Source organism: Streptomyces sp. NBC_00028 (assembly GCF_045041065.1).
In the GTDB taxonomy this organism is placed as follows: domain Bacteria; phylum Actinomycetota; class Actinomycetes; order Streptomycetales; family Streptomycetaceae; genus Streptomyces.
On sequence record NZ_CP108293.1, the window covers coordinates 9,226,460 to 9,244,392 of the forward strand.

The 17,933-nt window shown below is 73.3% G+C and carries 19 protein-coding genes; 11 read left to right on the top strand and 8 right to left on the bottom strand.

Annotated features, from left to right (window positions below; genetic code table 11):
• Positions 1 to 5: 5 nt before the first annotated feature.
• The 4 genes from OG885_RS41800 to OG885_RS41815 all read right to left on the bottom strand — a co-directional run bounded on the left by OG885_RS41800 (position 6) and on the right by OG885_RS41815 (position 3,212).
• On the bottom strand, positions 6 to 977 hold the full coding sequence (locus OG885_RS41800) for an NAD(P)-dependent alcohol dehydrogenase (RefSeq protein WP_405741618.1): 972 nt from the start codon (positions 975 to 977) through the stop codon (positions 6 to 8).
• Positions 978 to 1,096: 119 nt separating this feature from the next.
• Positions 1,097 to 1,819, bottom strand: a complete 723-nt coding sequence (locus tag OG885_RS41805; protein ID WP_405741621.1) for a DUF1775 domain-containing protein — start codon at positions 1,817 to 1,819, stop codon at positions 1,097 to 1,099.
• Between the two features lie 70 nt (positions 1,820 to 1,889).
• On the bottom strand, positions 1,890 to 2,516 hold the full coding sequence (locus tag OG885_RS41810; RefSeq protein WP_405741623.1) for a hypothetical protein: 627 nt from the start codon (positions 2,514 to 2,516) through the stop codon (positions 1,890 to 1,892).
• Positions 2,517 to 2,579: 63 nt separating this feature from the next.
• The gene (locus tag OG885_RS41815; RefSeq protein ID WP_405741626.1) at positions 2,580 to 3,212 is read right to left on the bottom strand and encodes a DUF6629 family protein; all 633 of its coding nucleotides are present in this window, start codon (positions 3,210 to 3,212) and stop codon (positions 2,580 to 2,582) included.
• A 240-nt stretch (positions 3,213 to 3,452) separates the two neighbouring features.
• Between OG885_RS41815 and OG885_RS41820 the strand changes: the two genes are divergently transcribed.
• Complete coding sequence (locus OG885_RS41820) at positions 3,453 to 5,279, top strand: serine/threonine-protein kinase (protein ID WP_405741629.1); 1,827 nt, start codon at positions 3,453 to 3,455, stop codon at positions 5,277 to 5,279.
• A gap of 29 nt (positions 5,280 to 5,308) precedes the next feature.
• On the opposite strand, the gene OG885_RS41825 is transcribed toward OG885_RS41820, so the two are convergent.
• Together OG885_RS41825 and OG885_RS41830 are read right to left on the bottom strand one after the other, a co-directional pair.
• Positions 5,309 to 5,986, bottom strand: coding sequence for a response regulator (locus OG885_RS41825; protein WP_405741632.1), 678 nt, complete (start codon positions 5,984 to 5,986; stop codon positions 5,309 to 5,311).
• Between the two features lie 579 nt (positions 5,987 to 6,565).
• Complete coding sequence (locus OG885_RS41830; protein WP_405741635.1) at positions 6,566 to 7,729, bottom strand: sensor histidine kinase; 1,164 nt, start codon at positions 7,727 to 7,729, stop codon at positions 6,566 to 6,568.
• A gap of 292 nt (positions 7,730 to 8,021) precedes the next feature.
• Here OG885_RS41830 and OG885_RS41835 point away from each other — a divergent pair, with 292 nt between their 5' ends.
• A complete protein-coding gene (locus OG885_RS41835; RefSeq protein ID WP_405741638.1) occupies positions 8,022 to 8,603 on the top strand; it encodes a heme-binding protein in 582 nt (193 codons plus the stop codon).
• Between the two features lie 17 nt (positions 8,604 to 8,620).
• Here the strand turns inward: OG885_RS41835 and OG885_RS41840 are convergent, their stop codons facing one another.
• Positions 8,621 to 9,013 carry a hypothetical protein gene (locus tag OG885_RS41840; protein ID WP_405741641.1) on the bottom strand — a complete coding sequence of 131 codons (393 nt, stop codon included), beginning with the start codon at positions 9,011 to 9,013 and terminating at the stop codon, positions 8,621 to 8,623.
• A 156-nt stretch (positions 9,014 to 9,169) separates the two neighbouring features.
• Here OG885_RS41840 and OG885_RS41845 point away from each other — a divergent pair, with 156 nt between their 5' ends.
• The 8 genes from OG885_RS41845 (at position 9,170) to OG885_RS41880 (ending at position 15,328) form a co-directional block, all read left to right on the top strand.
• The gene (locus OG885_RS41845) at positions 9,170 to 9,400 is read left to right on the top strand and encodes a hypothetical protein (RefSeq protein WP_405741644.1); all 231 of its coding nucleotides are present in this window, start codon (positions 9,170 to 9,172) and stop codon (positions 9,398 to 9,400) included.
• Positions 9,378 to 9,965, top strand: coding sequence for an RNA polymerase sigma factor (locus OG885_RS41850; RefSeq protein ID WP_405741647.1), 588 nt, complete (start codon positions 9,378 to 9,380; stop codon positions 9,963 to 9,965). Before OG885_RS41845 ends, OG885_RS41850 begins: the two co-directional genes overlap by 23 nt.
• Positions 9,965 to 10,951: a hypothetical protein gene (locus tag OG885_RS41855; RefSeq protein WP_405743129.1), complete on the top strand. Its 987-nt coding sequence runs from the start codon at positions 9,965 to 9,967 to the stop codon at positions 10,949 to 10,951. Before OG885_RS41850 ends, OG885_RS41855 begins: the two co-directional genes overlap by 1 nt.
• A 126-nt stretch (positions 10,952 to 11,077) precedes the next feature.
• The gene (locus OG885_RS41860; RefSeq protein WP_405743130.1) at positions 11,078 to 12,223 is read left to right on the top strand and encodes an MFS transporter; all 1,146 of its coding nucleotides are present in this window, start codon (positions 11,078 to 11,080) and stop codon (positions 12,221 to 12,223) included.
• A gap of 42 nt (positions 12,224 to 12,265) precedes the next feature.
• On the top strand, positions 12,266 to 13,099 hold the full coding sequence (locus tag OG885_RS41865) for a metalloregulator ArsR/SmtB family transcription factor (RefSeq protein WP_405741650.1): 834 nt from the start codon (positions 12,266 to 12,268) through the stop codon (positions 13,097 to 13,099).
• 12 nt (positions 13,100 to 13,111) lie between these two features.
• Positions 13,112 to 13,711 (top strand): dihydrofolate reductase family protein, encoded by a 600-nt coding sequence (locus OG885_RS41870; RefSeq protein WP_405741653.1) that lies wholly within the window; start codon positions 13,112 to 13,114, stop codon positions 13,709 to 13,711.
• 98 nt (positions 13,712 to 13,809) lie between these two features.
• Positions 13,810 to 14,409 (top strand): cysteine hydrolase family protein, encoded by a 600-nt coding sequence (locus OG885_RS41875; protein ID WP_405741656.1) that lies wholly within the window; start codon positions 13,810 to 13,812, stop codon positions 14,407 to 14,409.
• Positions 14,410 to 14,419: 10 nt separating this feature from the next.
• Positions 14,420 to 15,328 (top strand): GlxA family transcriptional regulator, encoded by a 909-nt coding sequence (locus OG885_RS41880; RefSeq protein WP_405741659.1) that lies wholly within the window; start codon positions 14,420 to 14,422, stop codon positions 15,326 to 15,328.
• Positions 15,329 to 15,341: 13 nt separating this feature from the next.
• Here OG885_RS41880 and OG885_RS41885 read toward each other — a convergent pair whose 3' ends face one another.
• Positions 15,342 to 17,054 (bottom strand): IlvD/Edd family dehydratase, encoded by a 1,713-nt coding sequence (locus OG885_RS41885; RefSeq protein WP_405741662.1) that lies wholly within the window; start codon positions 17,052 to 17,054, stop codon positions 15,342 to 15,344.
• Between the two features lie 51 nt (positions 17,055 to 17,105).
• Between OG885_RS41885 and OG885_RS41890 the strand changes: the two genes are divergently transcribed.
• Positions 17,106 to 17,933, top strand: a complete 828-nt coding sequence (locus OG885_RS41890; protein WP_405741665.1) for an IclR family transcriptional regulator — start codon at positions 17,106 to 17,108, stop codon at positions 17,931 to 17,933.

Below are 17,933 nucleotides of genomic sequence, written 5' to 3' on the forward strand. Positions count from 1 at the left end.
GCCGTTCAGACGGTGACGACGAGCTTGCCGCGCGGATGCCCGCTCTCCAGATGCCGTACGGCGGCCACGGCGTCCTCCAGGGGGTAGGTCCGGTCGATCACCGGGGCGATCGCCGCCGTCTCCGCCAGGGCCTTGAGCCTCAGCAGATCCGGTTGCCGGGTACGGGCGAAGACCGGGCGCAGGCGCTGGCCCACGAAGAGGGACAGCACCAGACCGCGCACCTGGCGGTCCAGACCGCCCAGCACCGGCCCCCCGTCCTCGCCGCCGACGAAGAGGACCGTGCCGCGCGGGGCGAGGACCCGGCGCAACCGGGACAGGGAACGGTTGCCGGCGGCGTCGACGACGAGGTCGTAGCGGACGGCGCGGGCGGTGATGTCCTCCCGGGTGTAGTCGATGACGTCGGTGGCGCCCAGCGACCCGACCAGATCGGCCGCGCCGGGACCGCACACCCCGGTGACCTCGGCACCGTAGTGCGCGGCGAGCTGTACGGCGAAAGTGCCCACGCCGCCCGAGGCGCCGATCACCAGGACCCTCTGGCCGGGGCCCGGGAGCGCCTGGTCCAGGGCCTGGAGCGCGGTGATGCCGGAGACCGGCAGGGCGGCGGCCTGGACGAAGGACAGGCCCGCGGGCATCGCGGCGAGCTGTTCGGGCTTGGCACGCGCGTACTCGGCGAAGGAGCCGTCGCACTGCCCGAACACCTCGTCCCCCGGCCTGAACCCGGTCACCTTCTCCCCGACCGCCGCCACCCGGCCGGCCGCGTCCCAGCCGCGCACGACATGGGCGGGGCGGCGCAGCCCCAGTTCGGGACTGAGCCGGGCGATGTAGGGCCGGCCCGTCATCAGATGCCACACGCTCGGGTCGACGCCCGCGGCCCGTACCTCCACGAGCACCTCGTCGTCGCGGGGCACGGGACGCTCGACGTCCCGCAGTTGCAGTGAATCGGTGGAGCCGTACGCGTACTGGACGATGGCCTTCATCGGGGGCACTCCTCCGCGCCGGTTCGACGGTGTCCTCCCGGATGGTCCCGACGAACCGCGCGACTGACCAGCCCCCGCGACGCCCGCGTCCCCCGGCTTCTGCCGGGCGCCGCGCCTGCTTACTGCCGGGCGCCACTCCTGCGGCGTACGGCGAACACGACGGCCACCGCCACGACCAGCACCACCGCGACGGCGACCCACGCCCCGGCCGACAGACCGCCGTCGTCGTCCTGCTCGGAGTCGGCCGCCTGCGGGGTCGGCGAGGCGTCGGTCTTCTCTGCGGTCGGTGTCGCCGACGCGCTCTCGGAGACGCTGGGCGACGGGCCGACCGGCGTCGCGCCCGGCGCGGCGGCCTTCAGTTTCAGCACCGGAGCGGGGTTGCCCTCCGCGTGGCCGTGCCCGTCGTCGTCGCCGGACTCGTCCAGCTCGATCCAGCGGTCGACCTTGCCGTCGCCGTACGTCTGGAGCGTCTTGAACGCCAGCTCCTTCGCGTCCGGCAACTGCCGTACGACGACGGAGTACTCGGCGTCGGCGCCCACCTTCAGCGCCGCGCCCTTCACGGTGTAGCCGTCGTCGGTCGCGCTGAACTTCCAGCCCTCGGGGCCGTCTTCGTAGGTCACGTCGGACGGGGCGATGCCCTTCGGCAGGACCACCCGGATCCGGGCGATCCCGGCGGTGGTGGACTCCGACTCGGCGGTGAAGGTGAGTTCGGCGTTCTGGGCGAGCGCCTGCGCGGCGTCCGACTCGACCTCCACATGGGCGGTGGCCGGAACGGCGGTGCACAGTACGGCGGTTGCCGCCGCGGCCACGGCGACGGTCAGACGGCGGGTGATGCGGGACATGGGTGTCTCCAGGCATGGGGGTATGACGGGGCCGCCGTACGGCGAGAGCCGAACAGGCACCCCGATCGGGTCAGGTGACGAGAGCTGCCCGACCCGGCGGCGGCCCCCGCCGCACCACCGCGTACGCGAGAACGGTCCCCATGGGCGCCGTCCGCACATCCTCCGCCGCCCGCGGAACCGGTACACCGAGCCGCCCGGTCGGCTGCGGCCAAGTGAACAGCGCCCGCGCGGCGGCCACATGGGCCCGCACCGAGCCCAGCACCCTGCCCACACCCCGGGCGAGCGTCCAACAGGCCACGTCCGCACGGTGCAGCAGCACCGCGACGAGTACGGCGACCAGGGCGTGGGCCGCCGTCATGGCCACGGAGCCGTGCAGCGGCTGCTCCCGCATCGTCGTGTGGCCGTGGTGGTGGACGTGCGCCCGCGGCGTGTGCGCGGTGAGCGTCAGCCACAGATGCAGCCCCGACTGCCCCGCCACGCTGCACACGACGACCGTGCCCACATGACGTGGCCGGCGCACGCCGACCAGCCCCAGGCCGAAGAGCCCGGCGGCCACGGTCGCCGCCCGCGCCCACGGCACGGACTCCGCACCGAGCAGATGGTGGGCGCTCACCCCGAGCACGGAGCCGACGACGGCGAACACCGCGGCCCGCAGGACGGGCAGCGGTGCTCGGCGGTTCGCGACGTGCGGGTTCATGACCCGCTCATCCTGGCCCACGGGGGGCGCGCGGCGCAGGCCGCTCGGGAAAGATCGACGGCGTCAGAGGGAAACCTCCACCGCCCCTCGAGACCGGGAACGCACCCAGCCGAGCAGCACCACCGAGCACAGGGCGGCCAGCGCGCACCAGGTCGAGACGAACTCCAGCCGCCACAGCGCCGAGCAGACCAGCGCACCCCCGCCCATCAGCAGCCCCAGCACGAACAGCCGCCGGTCGCCGGAGAGCAGCAGCGAGCCCACGGTCGCCAGCAGATACCCGGCGATGAGCAGCGGGGTGTGGGGCAGCCCGATCGAATAGCCCATGGTGTGCCCGCGGATCTCCGCCGTCACCGGCCCGGAGACCAGGGCCTGCGCGAGCGCCGCGGCCGTCACCGCCCCGGCCACCAGCGGCACCGCCAACCGGCGCCGGGCCCGCGGCACGGCCGCGCACCACACGGCCACCGGCACGCCTAAAGCCAGCACGGGCAGCGCGATGACGGCCCACACCACCGTCGCCGTCCCGCTGCCGCCACCGGAGTTCCACACCAGCGCCTCGACGATCTGATGCGCCCCGAGCAGCAACGGAAGCCCGGCCAGCGGGACATCGCGCGGATGGCGCACCCGCGCCAGGCAGGCGACGCCGACCGCCGAGACCGCCGTACCGGCCACCAGGTCGGCCGTCGCACTCCAACACATCACGCCACCCGGGGCTTTGGACCGCGGCCACCCGTCGTGACCGCCCACCACGTTACGTCGGCGCCGGCCGACGTCCGGGAGGACACGGGGCCGGGCAGCCGGAGCGGGGGCGGGGCGGGCGCAGGGGGAAGGGTCCTGATCAGAACGCCCCGGACACCCCTTAGGCTTCTGCCGTTGGTCAAACCGTCAAACAGACGTCGGCCGACACGACAACCAGGGGAGCAGGGGGGACGGGGGCCGATGAACGACGCGTCCGAGGCGTTCCAGCCACTACAGGGGGACGATCCGCTTCAGGTGGCCGGCTACCGGCTGGCCGCGCGGCTCGGCGCGGGCGGCATGGGGCGCGTCTACCTGTCGCACACCCAGGGCGGCCGGCCGGTCGCCATCAAGGTCGTACGGCCGGAACTCGCCGACAATCCGGACTTCCGCCGTCGCTTCCGCCGGGAGATCAACGCGGCCCGGCAGGTCAGGGGCGCCTACACCGCGGAACTCCTCGACGCCGACGCCGACGGCACACCGCCCTGGCTGGCCACGCTCTACGTCCCCGGGCCCTCCCTCGCGGAGGCCGTCCACCGGCGCGGGCCGCTGCCGGTCCCGGCGGTGCTGTGGCTGATGGCGGGCGTCGCCGAGGCGCTCCAGGCGATCCACGGGGCCGGCATCGTGCACCGGGACCTCAAACCGTCGAACGTGCTACTGGCCGCCGACGGTCCGCGCGTCATCGACTTCGGTATCTCCCTGGCCGCCGATCTGACCGCGCACACCACCACGGGCGCCGCCATCGGCACACCCCAGTTCATGGCCCCCGAACAGGCGCTCGCCACCGAGATCACGGCGGCCACCGACATCTTCGCGCTCGGCCAGACGGCGGCCTTCGCCGCCCTCGGCGCGCCGCTGTACGGCAACGGCCCCTCCGCCACCGTCCTGTACCGCATCGTGCACGCGGCGCCCGACCTGTCCGGTCTGCCGGAACCGATCCGGCCGCTGATCGCGCGGTGTCTCGCCGCCGATCCGAAGGACCGCGTCACCGCGGCCGAGGTCGTCGAGTGGTGCCGGCAGCGGCTGGGCCGCGACGCCGACGCGGGCGGCGGACCGGCGGTGTGGCGGGAGATCACGGGCCCGGAGGTGCCGGCCCCGGCGCCGGTCCCCGACCCCACGGCGGTACAGGCGCCGGTCGCCGACGCGACTGTGGTCCAGGCTCCGGTTCCCGACCCCCGGTCGGCCGCGGCTGCGGAGGGAGATGAGGGTGCGGACGCCGCGCAGATCTCGGCACCGGAGCCGACCCTGGCGCCGGCCTTCGGGCCCGGCTCGGCGCCCGCCGCCGGGTCCCTGGCACAGCAGCAGCCGCTGATCGCCCCGGTGCGGACGTCCACGCCGACGGTGCCGGACCAGGGGCGGGTCCGGCGCAGACGTACGGCACTGATCGCGGCGGCCGTCGTGACCGCGTCGGCGCTGCTGGTGACGGGCCTGGTGTGGCGGGCCAAGAGCGGCGACGACGAGGCTCGCGACGGGGGCACGAGCACGTCCTCGACACCGGAACCCACCGGATCCCGACGGTCGTCGGCGTCCTCGTCGACGGCCGCGGACGTGGCCGACGCGGCAGTCGGTGACGGCGGTGACGCAACCGGGGAGGCGGCGGGCGCTGAGGCGAGTGCGGACCAGCAGCCGCAGGCGATCCCGGGGTTCTCGCCCATGAACCTGGACGAGCAGAACTCCCTGTACCTCCACAGCGGCGAGCGGCCGGAGATCCGCGACGACCGCAAGGGCGACATCCGCTTCACCTGCGAGGAGATCGGCTGCGCGCTGGAGAGCGACAAGAGCTTGATCGTCCAGATGTTCGGTAACCCGGGCAACACCTACGAAGACTGCAAGTTCATGCTCAGCGGCGCCAAGGGCAAGGAGTTCCACAACTTCTCGCTGGCCGCGTCGGCGGCGGGCAGCGAGTTCTGCATCCAGCACCCCTCCGGTGACATCGCGCTGATGGTGATCCAGGTGAAGTCGACCGCGCTGTGGGACAAGCCGGGGTTGAGCTTCGTCCAGGTGGACACGACGGTCTGGCGCAAGGAGTGAAGGAGTAGCGAGGTCACGGGCGCGGACCCTCACGGCAGCAGTCGGCGCTCTTTGGCGACCGCCACCGCTCCCGCACGGGTGTCCACGCCGAGCTTGTCGTAGACGCGGCGCAGATGGGTCTTGACCGTGGCCTCGCTGATGTAGAGGGCGCGGGCGATGTCCCGGTTGCCGATGCCCAGGGCCAGCTGGGCCAGGATGTCGCGTTCCCGGTCGGTGAGGGTGGGCGGCGGCTTGCGCAGGTTGGCCATCACGCGGCCGGCGACCGGCGCCGACAGGGTGGTGCGGCCCTCGGCGGCGGCGTGGATCGCCGCGAACAGCTCTTCGGGGCGCTCGGCCTTGAGCAGGTAGCCGGTGGCGCCCGCCTCGATGGCGCGGGTGATGTCGGCGTCGGTGTCGTACGTCGTCAGCACCAGGACGTGCGGGGAGGCGCCGGGCGCGGAGGTGAGACGGCGCGTGGTCTCGACGCCGTCGATGCCCTCGCCCAGCTGGAGGTCCATCAGCACGACGTCCGGCGTGAGCTTCCCGGCCAGCGCGAGCGCCTCCTCACCGGTGCCGGCCTCCCCGACGACCTCGATGTCCGGGGCACTGTCGAGCAGCGCGAGCAGCCCGGCCCGTACGACGGCGTGGTCGTCACAGACGAGGATGCGGACGGGGGCGGACGCGGGGCCCGGGGCCATCGCGGACGCGGGGTCGGGGTCGGTGGTCATCGGGGCGCCTTCCTGGGGGCGGCTGCGGTCATCGGGTCGGGGTCCGGGGGACGGCGGTGGTCATCGGGGCGCCTTCCTGGGGGCGGCTGCGGTCATCGGGTCGGGGTCCGGGGGACGGCGGTGGTCATCGGGTCGGGTCCGGGGGGGGCGGCGGTGGTCATCGGGGCGTCTGCCGGGGGTGGTGGTCATCTCGGTCGTCTTCGGGGGGTGGCGGCGGTGCTTGTCCGGGGCGTGGCGGCGGGCGGTCGGGTCGGGGTGCGGGGAAGCAGCGGTGGTCGTCGGGGCGTCTGCCGGGGTGGTGGCGGTGTTTGTCGGGGGCGTGGCGGCGGGCGGTCGGGTCGGGGTGCGGGGAAGCAGCGGTGGTCGTCGGGGCGTCTGCCGGGGTGGCGGCGGTGTTTGTCGGGGGCGTGGCGGCAGGCCGTCGGGTCGGGGTCCGGGGGAGCGGGGGTCATCGAGGGCGCCTTCGGGGGGCGTGGCGGTGCTCGCCGGGGCGTCCTTTTGGGGGTTGTGGCGGCAGGCCATCGGGCCGGCGTCCGGGGGCAGCGGCGCTCCTCGGGGCGCCCCAGGCGGACAGCGTGGTCATCGGAGCGCCCCCAATGGGACGGCGGCGGACACGACGGTGCCCTCGCCGGGGCGGGACTCGACGGTCAGTGTGCCGCCGAGCGCGCGCAGTCGGGCGCGCATCGCGGGGAGTCCGTGTCCGCGTTCGACGGGGGAGTCGGGGAGCGCGGCGGGGTCGAAGCCGTGGCCGTCGTCGGAGACGTCCAGGACGACCTCGTCGTCGAGGAGGGTGAGGGTGAGCGCGGCTCCGCTCGCCCCCGCGTGCTCGCGGACGTTGGCGAGAGCGCCCTGGGCGATCCGCAGGAGGGCGGACTGAACGCGGTCGGGCAGCCTGGCGAGCCGTTCGTCGTCGGCGTCCACATGGACGCGTACGGTCCACTGCGCGCCGGACTCCCGGACGGCCAGCGCGCGCAGCGCCTCGGCGAGGCCGCCGCCGCGGGCGAGGTCGGCGGGGGCGAGGTCGTGGACGAAACGGCGGGCCTCGGCGAGGTTGTGCTCGGCGACGGAGGCGGCGGTGCGTACATGGGCGCGGGCCTTGTCCGGTTCGCCGTCCCACACCCGGTCCGCCGCCTGGAGCAGCATCCGCTGGCTGGACAGGCCCTGGGCGAGCGTGTCGTGGATCTCCATGGCGAGCCGCTCCCGCTCGGCGAGGGTGCCCTCGCGGCGTTCCGACGCGGCGAGTTCACGGCGGGTGCGGAGCAGGTCGTCGATGAGGGCGCGCTGGCGGTCGGTCTGCCGTTCCATCTGTAGGAAGACGGCCGTGGCGAGCGCGGCGACCGCGGGCGGCGCGAGCACCAGGTTCGGGTCGAAGCGCCCGCCGAGCTGCACCTGGGCGGCCACCACGAACACCGTCAGCACCGCCACGAGGACGAGGGCCGCGTGGGGCGGCAGGGTGCGCAGTCCGGTGTAGAAGAGGGGCACCGCGCACCAGGCGAAGCTGGGCGCGAGCACGACCAGCACCATCCACACCACGACGACCAGCGCCAGCCAGGCCGAGTGCCGCGGACCCGGGCGGCCCGCCTTCGGCCCCAGCAGATGCAGGACGACGAGCACGACGCACAGCGCGATGATCCACGGGGTGCGTGGCTCGCCGGGATGACGCAGCAGGAACCGGGCGAGCGCGCCGCCGAGCAGCAGGAAGAACGCGGCGTGCAGCACGAGACCGAGCCACCTGGTGTCCACGGTTCGTCCGGGTGGCCCGGCGTGCGGTCCGGTGTGCGGTGCTGCGTGCGGTCCGGCTTCAGGGGGCTCGTCTCCCTTCCTCACTGTGGGCGCTGAACTGGGCAAACACCTCCATTGTCACCGGCGACGCGGGCCACGCAGGTCAACCGATCGGATGACCCCCGTGTCATCCGTCCGCGCTCCCGAGCGAGCCGGAACGTCGACCGTCCGGGCCCGGTTCCGGGCCGAGGCTGGAGAGCAGGAAACGGGACGGCAACCGGGCCGCCCGCCCACCGAAGGAGTCGACCGACCCATGAACGCCGTGCAGCCCCAGCACAAGAAGGTCTCCCGCCGTGCCCGTGTCGCCCTCGGCGGTGCCGTGCTCGGCGCCGTCGCCCTCGCGGGCTTCGGCGCGGTCTCCGCCAACGCCTCCGCCCCGGCCGCGGCGCCCGCCGCTGCCGCCGCGGTCTCCGCCCCGGCCAAGGCGACCACCACGTCCACCCACCTGACGATCGACGCCGCCACCCGCGCCGCCCAGGCCGCGCTGGACGCCGCCGAGAAGGAGCACCAGCGCGTCACGGTCGCCGTGGTCGACCGCAACGGCAACACGCTCGTCACCCTGCGCGGCGACGGCGCCGGCCCCCAGTCCTACGAGTCCGCCGAGCGCAAGGCCTACACCGCGGTCTCCTGGAACGCCCCCACCTCGGAGCTGGCCGAGCGGCTGAAGCAGACCCCGAACCTGAAGGACATCCCCGGCACGCTGTTCCTGGCCGGCGGCGTCCCCGTCACCGCCCAGAACGCGCCGATCGCCGGAATCGGCGTCGCGGGCGCCCCGTCCGGCGCGCTGGACGAGAAGTTCGCGCAGGCGGGCGCGGAGGCGATGGCGGGCCGCTGACCTGAGTACCGGGCGGCTCAGCGCCTCGGCATGCCCCCGTGCGGGCTGTTGACCACCAGCGGCAGGGATCCCTCGGCCAGATAGGGGTGGTCGGGGAAGTGGTCGACGTGGAGGTGACCGCCGTCCTCCGCGTCGGCCATGTCGTGCAGGTTGGCCGCGAGGAGGGCCCGGGCGTCGCCGTCGCCGCCGATGAGCAGGACACGCCGGGCGGGGTCCAGGCCGATACGGACGCCGGGGCCCGACGCGTCACTGATCTCGACGCCCGCCAGCGACTCGCCGTCCGGCCCGGCCGTCGTCCACAGCAGCCCCTCGCCCTCGGCGACGGCCCGCGCCAGCCGGTGCAGCTCGGCGGCCGAGGCGCTGAGGTCCACCTCACCGGACACCGGGTCGTGAAGAACCCTCGGTGACATTCCGCCCGTCCCCCTCCCGATCATGGGTACAGCCTGCCCCGTACGCACCCCTGTGACCAGCCGAATGTCACAACTCCCGGAGAAATCAGCACTGTTGTGGTGCGTTCGATGCCCGGGTGGTGCCTGGGCGATACCTCCGGAAGGGGCAGGTACGGCATGGATCCTGTGATCGTCGGTGCGGTGGTGACCGTGGCCGTCAGCGTCGTCAACGGCATGGTGAAGGTCGCGCAACGGCGGCTGAGCGCCGGCGTGGAGCGGGCGCGCATCGCCGAGGACGGGCAGACCGACCGGATCCGCAGCGCCGGCGGATGGACGGCGCAGCATCCTCTCCCAGCCCGTGTCGGCCGGAACGGGGGGAGCGGCCATGGAGGACGCGCTCAGCACTGACATCGACACCGCCGTCGATCGCGCCGACCACGTCGAGACCAGTACGGTCCCGCTCCCCGGCATCGAACTCGCCGAGGCGCTCCACCACGAGCAGTACCCGGCGCTGGTCCGCTTCCTGCTGTTCCAGGGCGCCTCCTGGGTGGAGGCACAGGACGCCGCGCAGGACGCCTTTACCCAGATGTGCGCGCCGGATCTGTCGATCACCCACCCGCGCGCCTGGCTGCGCAGGGTGGCCTGGCGGTCCTGGGTGAGCCAGCAGGTCAAACCCGAGGACGCCTGCGCGGAGATGCCCGAGCCCGAGACCCATCTGCGCTGGCAGACCCCGGCGCACGCCGCCGAGCTCGAAGAGGAGGAACGCCGGGTGATGTCCCTGCTGCTCCAGCTTCCGGCCAAGCAACGGGCCGCCCTGGCCTGGCACTTGGACGGCTTCACCACCGAGGAGAGCGCCCGCGCGATGGGTACGACACAGGCGGCCGTACGCCAGAACCTGGCCCGGGCCAGGGCGGCCCTCAGGGAAGGGCTGCGCCTGGAAGGCCGCTTCGACGACGAGAGGAGGGCGACGTGATGGACCGCGACCCGCGCACATCCGACCTCGACGGTCCCGACCGGCTCGACGCGCTGCTCATGAGGGCTCACCGGCGGCTCGGCACCGCCGTCACCGACCGCCTCGCCGCACAGGGCGGCCCACCCGAACTGCGCACTCCGGACCTGGCGTTGGACCGGTTGCTGGCCGCCACCCACCGCGCCGTCGGTGCCGCCGTCAGCCGGCGCCGCTCCCGCGAGGCCCGTGCCGCCCTCGCCCGGCGCGACCTGGCGCACGAGGCTCGTCTCGCCGAGCGCGGTCCGCTCTCCAACCGCCCCTCGCCGGTGCGGGTGAAATACCGTCAGCAGGCCCTCTGCCTCGCCCACCGCTACTGGCCCGCCGATCTGGCCGAGGGCATGCGGGTCGCCGTACGCCTCGTGCAGAACCTGAGCGACCTCCTGGAGGACACCGCGCGAACGGTCGTCGACGCGGCATCGGTGGTGGAGCAACTCCGTGAGCATCTGCGGGAGTTGTCCCGGATGCCGAAGCCGCAGCGCTCCCCGGTCACGCTCACCGGTCTGGACTATCTGGTGGCCGTCGAATCGGCCCTCGCCGAGCCCGCCGAACGGCTGCTGCACGACCTGCACCGCATCCGCCAACTGCTCGACGAGGAGCTGGCGCCGGCCGTCGCCACCCTCGAACCGGCCACGCCCGCCTACCAGTTCGGGGTCGACGCCATCGCGCAGGACCTGATCGACGACCTGACCCAGGGCTGCGACCAGGCCGACGCCCTCGCCAAGGCGGTCGCCGAAGTCGAGCGGGCCAGCAGCGACTTCGTCGGCGCTGATCTGAGCACCGCCAAGCTGGACGGCGTACGCCTCGAAGGCATCCTGTGGGACGACACCACGCAATGGCCCAGGGAGTGGGAGGACCTGATCCGGCGTGCCTCCCTGCCCTCGGGCGAGGAACGGGGGGTCCTCATCGTCGCCGCCGAACCCTCGGACACGGTCATCCACGCCCAGGCGTGAGCGGGTTCGTTCGTCCAAGGGGCGACGGGCTTTGTCCATGGACCCGCCCGCCGTCCCGGGCGAGGGTGGATCATGAGCCGATTCGGGGTCGAGGTACGGACGTTCCACCGCAAGCCCGCCGGACGGCTGCCGCCCGGCCTCGTCGCGCTGGCGCTGGGGGGCTTCGGGATCGGCCTGACCGAGTTCCTGATCGCCGGACTGCTGCCGCAGGTGGCCTCGGACCTCGCGGTGTCCGAGGCGGTGGCGGGGCGGCTGATCTCCGGGTACGCGCTGAGTGTCGCGGTCGGCGCGATCGTCCTCACGGCGGCGACGGCACGCCTGTCCCGCAAGCGGGTCCTGGTCGCTCTGGTGACGCTGTTCGTCGTCGGCAACCTGCTGTCGGCCGTCGCGCCGGACTACCGCGTGATGATGCTCGGGCGGATCGTCGCGGCCCTGTGCCACGGCTCGTTCTTCGGCATCGGCTCCCTGGTCGCCCGTAGCCTCGTCGCGCCGGAGCGCAAGTCCCGCGCGGTGGCGGTCATGTTCGCCGGACTGACCCTGGCGAACGTGCTGGGCGTGCCGTTCGGCGCGCTGGTCGGCGAACGCTGGGGCTGGCGGTCGGCGTTCTGGGCGGTGACGGCGATCGGCGTGCTGGCACTGGCGGGGATCGTCGCCCTGGTGCCCGCGTGGGCGGGGCAGGTCCCGCCCACCGACCTGCGCACCCAGCTCCGCGCCTTCCGCTCCTGGCAGGTCTGGCTGACCCTGACGGCCACCGCGCTCGGCTACGGCGGGATGTTCGGCGCGTTCAGCTATCTCGCCTACACGTTCACCGAGGTCGGCGGCTTCTCGGCGGCGGACGTCGCCTGGCTGCTGATGGTGTACGGCGTCGGCCTCGTCGTCGGCAATGTGATCGGCGGGCGAGCGGCCGACCGTGATCGCGACCGCGCCCTGCTGCTCGCCCTCCTCGGACTGACCGTCACCCTGGCCGCGTTCGGCCTGCTGGCCGCCAACGCCCCCGCCTCCGTCGCCCTGGTCTTCCTGCTGGGGCTGACCGGGTTCGCCGCCGTCCCCGGCATGATCACCCGCGTCACCGACCATGCCCACGGCGCGGCCCTCGCGGCCGGCGCCAACGTGTCCGCGTCCAACGTCGGCAACGCCCTTGGTGCCTGGCTCGGCGGGCTCGCCCTCTCGGCGGGCCTGGGGTACCGGGCACCGCTCTTCGTAGGCGCCGGGATCGTCGCGGTCTCCGTCGTGGTGATGGCGGTCGCGGCGTACACGAATCGCTCTCGTTGAATTCCTTGACGAGAATATTCGTCATGGGGAATACTTCAGGGCATGGAACGGATCGCAGCAGCACTGGGAGACGGAGCGCGGTGGCGCATCGTCGAACTCCTCGTCGAGCGCCCCCGGTCCGTCGGTGAACTGGCGGAGCTGACCGGGTTGCGCCAGCCCCAGACCACCAAGCATCTGCAGACCCTCGCCCGGGCCGGCCTCGTGACGGTCTTCCCGCTGGGGCAACGCCGGGTCTACGCCGTCGAGACCGCACCCCTGGCGGGTCTGGAGCACCGACTGCGAGAGCTGGTCGAGACCGCCGGAGCACACGCGGGCGAGCGGGATGTCATCGCGCGCTACCGCGCCGCCATCGAGGCGGAGACCGCGGCGGCGGACCGGGAACGGTGGGCGGACGGACGCACGTTCTCCTTCGAGCGCGTACTCCCCGCGCCCCGGGACCTCGTGTGGCGGCACTGGACCGACGCGGACCTGCTCGGGTCCTGGTGGGCCCCGCCGCCGATGACGATCACCGAGTGCGTCCTGGAGGCACGGCCCGGCGGGGCGGCCGTCCTCGAGTACCGGGACGCCGAAGGGCGCTACCGCTCCGAGGGCCGGGTCCACACCGCGACGGACCGCGAGCACCTCGTGTTCGACCTCTCGGTGCTGGACGCCGCGGGTGGGGTCTCGTTCACCGGCCACTACGACCTGAGCCTCGCCGACGCCCCCGACGGGACACGGCTCCGGCTCGACCTCCGCATCACCGACACGACCGTCGAAGCGGCCCCCTACATCGCCGGGATCGGAACCGGCTGGGAGCGGGTGCTCGACAACCTCGCCGACACCCTCGGCGCGGCGCACACCACCAAGGGCACGACCGACGCACGGACCAACGGATAAGGAAGCGCAGCCATGAGCGACTCGACCGGCCGCAAGGTCACCGCGAACATCAGCCTCACCCTCGACGGACGGTTCAACGGCCCCGGCGGTCCCGGCGACCTCGGCGCGATCGTCCCGTACGCGATCACCGAGGTCGCGCGGAACCACCTCACCCGTATCCACGTGAACGCGACGACGGTGCTGCTCGGCCGCCGCAACGCCGAGGGCTTCCTCGGCTTCTGGCCTTCGGTCGCCGAGGACGACAACGCCGACCCGCGCGACCGCGGATACGCGAAGTGGCTGGTCGACACCGAGAAGGTGGTCCTGTCGACCACGCTGACCGAAGCACCCTGGAACCGCGCCCGCGTGGTGAACGCCCCGACCGCGGACGTCCTCGCCGACCTCAAGGCCGACGGCGAAGGCGACATCCTCATCAACAGCAGCGCGAGCGTCATCAAGGCCGCCCTCGCTGCCGACCTGCTCGACCGGCTCTATCTGATCGTCTGCCCCGAGATCGCCGGGGGCGGGGAGCGGCTGTTCGACGACGGCCTGCCCGCCTCGAAGTGGACGCTCACCCACCGGGACATCGGCGAGTCGGGCGAGATGGCACTGATCTACGACCGGGTGCGCTGACCACCGCGCGGGTAACGAGGCACCGATGACCGGATCGGTCCGCCCCCGGACCCGATCCGGCCTGTCACCGCCCGGCCCGCAGGGGCCACGCTGGGGACATGACCCGAGCCCTGATCGTCATCGATGTCCAGGAGTCCTTCCGCGCCCGCCCGCTGTGGGAGACCATCTCCGACCCGAAGATCACCGACAAGGTGAACCGGCTGGTCCGGCTGGCCCGCGAGGCGGGGGAGCCGGTGGTGTGGGTGCTGCACTCGGAGCCCGGCAGCGCCGACGTCTTCGACCCCGCCCTCGGCCATGTCCGGCTGATGGAGGAGCTGGAGCGGCGGGACGGCGAGCCGCTCCTCCACAAGACCTCGCACAACGCGTTCACCACCACCAACCTCCAGCAGCTGCTGACCGAGCGGGGCATCCGCGAGCTCACCGTCTGCGGCATCCGCACCGAGCAGTGCGTGGAGACCACCGCGCGCGTCGCGAGCGACCTCGGCTACGACGTCACGTTCGTGGTCGACGCGACGGCGACCAACCCCATCCCGCACCGCGACGCCCCCGCCGACCTGAGCGTCGCCGAACTGCTCGCCGACCCGCGCACCCTGCCCGCCGACGAGGTGGTCCGCCGTACCGAGTACGCGCTCGCCGGACGCTTCGCCACCATCGCCACCGTCGAGGGCCTTGAGGCCGCGGCCCGGCGTCCGGCATGATGACCGGATCGTGAGCCACGTCGTCTTCTTCCTGGTGCCCGGAGTCCACCTGCTGGACCTGGCGGGACCCGCGCAGGTCTTCTCCACGGCCGCCGACTTCGGGCACCCCTACACCCTCACCTACGTCGCCGAGCGACCGCAGGTCCCCACCGCGCAGGGCCTGCCGCTGGTCGCCGGAGTCGACTGGCCCGAGCTCGGGACCGATGACCTCGTGATCGTCCCCGGCTGGCGCGCGGTCACCCTGGCCGACTCGCCGCCGATCGGCGCCCCCGTACTGCGGGCCCTGCGCGAGCACCACGCCCGCGGCGGAACGGTGGCCAGCGTCTGCGCCGGAGCCGAGGCGCTCGGCCAGGCAGGCCTGCTCAAGGGCCGCCACTGCACCACGCACCACGACGTCCAGGACGAACTCGCCGCCCGGCACCCGGGGGCGATGGTCGTCCGCGACGTCCTGTTCACCGCCGACGACCGCGTCATCACCTCGGCGGGCATCGCCAGCGGTATCGACCTCGCCCTGCACCTGGTCGCCGGCCGGCACGGACCGGCCGTGGCCGCCAAGGTCGCCCGGGACATGGTCGTCTACGCCCGCCGCAACGGCCACGAGTCCCAGTCCAGCGCGATGTTCCGGCACCGCTCCCACCTCGACGACACCGTGCACCGCGTCCAGGACCTCATCGACACCCGCTTCGACCGGCCGCTGCCCCTGCCCGCCCTCGCCTCGGCCGCCGGCGTCAGCGAACGCACCCTCACCCGGCTGTTCACCCGCGCCACCGGCCTGACCCCGCTGCGCTACCAGCAGACCCTCCGCCTCGAACGCGCCCAGCACCTCATCAGCCACGGCGCCACCCTCGACGCGGCGGCCCGCTCGGTCGGCTTCGAGGACGCCCGCATGCTGCGCCGGTTGCGGGCCCGGGCCGCGTAGGAACTCCCGTGCCCTAGTGGGACTCCCGGGTCACCTCCGAGCCGCTGGACCCCACCAGGAAGTCCAGGTCGGCCCCGGTGTCGGCCTGGAGCACATGGTCGACGTAGAGGCGCTCCCAGCCGCGCCGCGGGCTGGCGAAACCGGCGACGGTGGCCTTGTTGGGGGTTCTGCGGGCGAGTTCGTCGTCCGGTACGTCGACGTCGATCCGGCGGGCCTCGACGTCGAGGACGACGAAGTCCCCGGTGCGCACGAGGGCCAGCGGTCCGCCCGCGGCGGCCTCCGGTGTCACGTGCAGCACGACCGTCCCGTACGCCGTACCGCTCATCCGGCCGTCGCAGACCCGCACCATGTCCCGGACCCCCTGCTCCAGAAGCTTCTTCGGCAGCGGCATGTTCGACACCTCCGGCATGCCCGGATACCCCTTGGGCCCGCAGCCGCGCAGCACGAGGACCGAGTCGGCGTCCACCTCCAGGTCCGGGTCGTCGATACGGGCGTGGAAGTCCTCGATGCTGTCGAAGACCACCGCCCGCCCGCGGTGCCGCAGCAGATGCGGGGAGGCCGCCGCGGGTTTGACGAGCGCTCCGCGCGGGGCGAGGTTGCCGCGCAGCACCGCGATGCCGCCCTCGGCGACGAGGGGTTCGGAGCGGGTGCGGATGACCTCGGGATCCCAGATGGGGGCGTCGTCGAGGTACTGCACGAGGGGCTCTCCGGTGACGGTCAGCGCCTGCGGGTCGAGCAGGTCGCGGACCTCGCGCAGCACCGCGAGCAGTCCTCCGGCGCGGTGGAAGTCCTCCATGAGGAAGCGTCCGGCCGGCTGGAGGTCCACGAGGACCGGCACACGCGAGCCGACGCGGTCGAAGTCGTCCAGGCCCAACTCGATGCCCAACCGCCCGGCGATGGCGAGCAGATGGACGACCGCGTTGGTGGAGCCGCCGATCGCGGCCAGCGCCACGATCGCGTTGTGGAAGCTCGCCCGGGTCAGGAAGGCGCCCGGCCGTCGGTCGGCGGCGACCATGTCCACGGCCAGCCGGCCCGTACCGTGCGCGGCCTGGAGCAGTCGGCTGTCGGGCGCGGGCGTCCCGGCGACGCCCGGTACGACCGTGCCGAGCGCCTCCGCCACCAGTGCCATCGTCGAGGCGGTGCCCATGGTGTTGCAGTGCCCACGGCTGCGGATCATCGCCGACTCGGAGCGGGTGAACTGCTCCTGGGTGAGCGTGCCGGCCCGCACCTCCTCCGACAGCCGCCACACATCGGTTCCGCAGCCCAGCGGGGTACCGCGGAAGGTCCCGTTCAGCATCGGGCCGCCCGGTACGACGACCGCGGGCAGATCCACCGACGCGGCGGCCATGAGCAGCGACGGGATCGTCTTGTCGCAGCCGCCCAAGAGCACCACGCCGTCGATGGGGTTGGCGCGGAGCATCTCCTCGGTGGCCATCGCCGCCATGTTGCGCCACAGCATGGCCGTGGGCCGTACGTTCGTCTCGCCGAGCGACACCACGGGCAGGTCCAGCGGGATGCCGCCCGCCTCGTACACACCGTCGCGGACCGAGGCGGCGACCTCGTTCAGATGCGCGTTGCAAGGGGTCAGGTCCGAGGCGGTGTTGGCGATCGCGATCTGCGGACGCCCGCTGAAGGCGTCGTCCGGGACACCGCGGCGCATCCACGCCCGGTGGATGTAGGCGTTGCGGTCCTGTCCGCCGTACCACTGCGCGCTGCGGAGCGTCACTCCGGAGCTCCCTTCCAACAATCGACACCCAGGTCTAATCTGTGGAACGCCATGGAGCATACGCAGACGTACGACGGCCCGACAGACCCCGGTGACGACGACTCCCCACGCCTGGTGGGCTCGGACCGTGTGCTCGCCGTCCTCAAACAACTCGCCCACTACCCCGACGGCGTGGGCCTCGAAGAGCTGACCCGGGTGATCGGCAGCCCGAAACCGACCGTGCACCGGGCGCTGGGCGCCTTGCGCCGGGCCGGCCTCGCGGACCAAGACGTCCGAGGCCGTTATGTGCTCGGCGACGAGTTCCTGCGCATGGCCTTCGCCCATCACGAGGCCCGCCCGGACCACGTCCGCGTCGGCCCGCTGCTCCGGACGCTCGCCGCGCGCTTCGGCGAGACCGCCCACTACGCGGTCCTCGACGGACGCGAGGTCGTCTACCGCGCCAAGGTCGACCCGCCCACCGGCGCAGCCCGCCTCACCTCCACCGTGGGCGGCCGCAACCCGGCCCACGCGACCGGCGTCGGAAAGCTGCTGCTCGCCCACGAGTTGGACACGCTCGACGCCGTACGACACTGGATCGGCCGCACGCCACTGGAGCGCCGAACCCCGCGGACCCGGTGCACGGCCGAGGAGTTGCACCACGACCTGGAAGCCGTCCGGCAGCGCGGCTACGCCGTGGACGACGAGGAGAACGAGACCGGCGTCAACTGCCTCGCCGTACCCCTCTACGCCACCTCACCGGCCGTGCCGTCCGGAGCCGTCAGCGTCAGCGCCCTCACCTACCGGACCCCCGTGCAGACCCTGGTCGACGCGGTGGACGAGATCCGCGCCACGCTCGGGTCCCTCGGCGATCCGCACCGCCCGCTCACCCCTGGAGACTGA